Annotated in this window: 3 protein-coding genes; 1 reads left to right on the top strand and 2 read right to left on the bottom strand. The window is 60.9% G+C overall.

Annotated features, from left to right (window positions below):
* Window positions 1-17 precede the first annotated feature (17 nt).
* Complete coding sequence (gene cmoB, locus D8U18_RS27985; RefSeq protein ID WP_131109214.1) at window positions 18-974, top strand: tRNA 5-methoxyuridine(34)/uridine 5-oxyacetic acid(34) synthase CmoB; 957 nt, start codon at window positions 18-20, stop codon at window positions 972-974.
* Window positions 975-1107: 133 nt separating this feature from the next.
* On the opposite strand, the gene tadA is transcribed toward cmoB, so the two are convergent.
* Both tadA and D8U18_RS27975 read right to left on the bottom strand, forming a co-directional pair.
* Window positions 1108-1605: a tRNA adenosine(34) deaminase TadA gene (tadA, locus tag D8U18_RS27980; RefSeq protein WP_056855205.1), complete on the bottom strand. Its 498-nt coding sequence runs from the start codon at window positions 1603-1605 to the stop codon at window positions 1108-1110.
* On the bottom strand, window positions 1605-2209 hold a 605-nt coding region (locus tag D8U18_RS27975), incomplete at its 5' end, for a multicopper oxidase domain-containing protein (protein ID WP_153189120.1). The genes tadA and D8U18_RS27975, both read right to left, overlap by 1 nt.

Raw genomic sequence — 2209 nt, 5'->3', positions numbered from 1 at the left:
TCGTTGATTGCCTTGCCATGATTGATCTGTCCCCCCTCGCCCGCCGTCTGGCCGGCACGCCGCTGGCCGATTGGGCCAACACCTTGCAGGCGCAACTCGACAAGAAAATGGAAAAAGGACATGGCGATCTGGAGCGCTGGCAAAGCGCGCTGGACGCCTTGCCGAAGATTCAGCCCAAGATCGTCGATTTGCTCAACGGTTTGAAACTGGACACCGATTGCGACGACGCAACCCGTGCACAGATGCGCACTGCGCTGATGGGTTTGTCGCCGTGGCGCAAGGGGCCATTCGACTTGTTCGGTGTGCATGTCGATACCGAGTGGCGTTCGGACTGGAAATGGTCGCGGGTGGCCCCGCACCTGGACCTCAAGGGCAAACGCATTCTCGATGTCGGTTGCGGCAACGGCTATTACATGTGGCGCATGCTCGGCGCCGGTGCGGACAGCGTGATCGGTGTCGACCCGAACTGGCTGTTCTTCTGCCAGTTCCAGGCAGTGCAACGCTACTTGTCCGAACCGAATGCCTGGCACCTGCCCTTCCCGTTCGAAGACCTGCCGCCGAACCTCGAAGGCTTCGACACGGTGTTCTCCATGGGTGTGTTCTACCACCGCCGCTCGCCGATCGAGCATTTGCTGGCACTGAAGGACTGCCTGGTCAAGGGCGGTGAACTGGTGCTGGAGACGCTGGTAGTCGAAGGTGACAAGCACCAGGTGCTGGTACCGGAAGACCGTTACGCCCAAATGCGCAACGTGTGGTTCCTGCCTTCGGTGCCGGCGCTGGAGTTGTGGCTGCGCCGTGCCGGGTTCAGCGATGTGAAATGCGTGGACGTGAGCACCACCACCGTTGAAGAGCAGCGCGGGACGGAGTGGATGAAATATCAATCGTTGAGCGACTTCCTTGATCCGGAGGATCACAGCAAGACGATTGAAGGGCTGCCGGCGCCGATGCGGGCAGTGATCGTCGCGAAGAAGTAACCTTTCCTTCCAGCCCCTGCAAAAACCTGTGGGAGCTGGCTTGCCAGCGATAGCGGTGTTTCAGTCGACATCAATGTTTGATGTGACGACGTCATCGCTGGCAAGCCAGCTCCCACAGGAATTGATGCGGTTTTCAGATTGTTGGTTTTGCCCGGCGGGCCTTGAAGAATTCGCTGAGCACCGCCCCGCATTCTTCCGCCAACACCCCACCTTCGTACAACACCCGGTGATTCAAAAAGCCCTGGGTAAAAAATTGCCCCTGGCTCTGCACAATCCCCGCTTTGGGCTCCAGCGCGCCGTACACCACCCGCGCAATGCGCGAATGCACGATCAGGCCCGCGCACATGCTGCACGGCTCCAGCGTGACGTAGAGCGTGCTGCCCGGCAGGCGATAGTTGCTGACGGCCTGGGCAGCAGCGCGGATCGCGACCATCTCGGCGTGGGCGCTCGGGTCGTTGCCGCTGATCGGGCAATTGAAGCCGCGACCGATGATCTCACCATCCTGCACCAACACGGCGCCCACCGGTACTTCACCGAGGGCCGCGCCTTGGGCGGCCAGCGCCAGCGCTTCACGCATGAAGTCGCGATCACGGCTGCGGTCGATGATCGCCGCGGGTCGAATCTGCCGCATCATGCCACCTCGATAGCGGCCATCAGGCCGGTTTCCATGTGGTCGATCACATGGCAATGGAACATCCACACCCCGGGGTTATCCGCCACCAGCGCCACTTGCGCGCGCTCGTTCTTGCCCAGCAGGTAAGTATCGGTGAAGTACGGAATCACCTTGTGCCGGTTCGAAGCGATGACCTTGAAACTCATGCCGTGCAGGTGAATCGGATGCTGATACTGGGTCATGTTCTTCAATTCGAAAATGTAGCTTTTGCCCTTCTGGAGTTTGGCAATCGGCCGGTCGGCGCAGGTCTTGTCGGTGATGTCCCAGGCCTTGCCGTTAATTTGCCACAGGCTGGGCGGCTTGCCGTTGTCGACGTTCACTGACACCGAACCGACCCATTCGAAATTGAAGTTGAGTTTCTCGGCATTGGCCAGGTCCGGCTCGGCCACCGGGTTGGCGGGCAGCGCCGCTGGCCACTCGGTTGGCGCATCGCTGTTGGCGACCGAACGGAGTGTCCCGAGGCGCACCGGGCCGTTGCGCAGCGACAATTCTTCACCGGCCGGCGGTGCCTTGATCGCCAGGCAAATGCGCATGCCGGGGCCGAGCCAGTATTCCTTGCCCA

It is taken from the genome of Pseudomonas sp. Sample_10, assembly GCF_004321495.1.
In the GTDB taxonomy this organism is placed as follows: Bacteria; Pseudomonadota; Gammaproteobacteria; order Pseudomonadales; family Pseudomonadaceae; genus Aquipseudomonas.
The sequence above is the reverse complement of the archived record's forward strand: the minus strand, read 5'-3'. Positions and strand labels throughout refer to the sequence as shown.

Bases quoted from the DNA above. Each gene is read 5' to 3' on its own strand.
- cmoB (WP_131109214.1), top strand. From the start codon at position 18: ATGATTGATCTGTCCCCCCTCGCCCGCCGTCTGGCCGGCACGCCGCTG.
- tadA (WP_056855205.1), bottom strand. From the start codon at position 1,605: ATGCGGCAGATTCGACCCGCGGCGATCATCGACCGCAGCCGTGATCGC.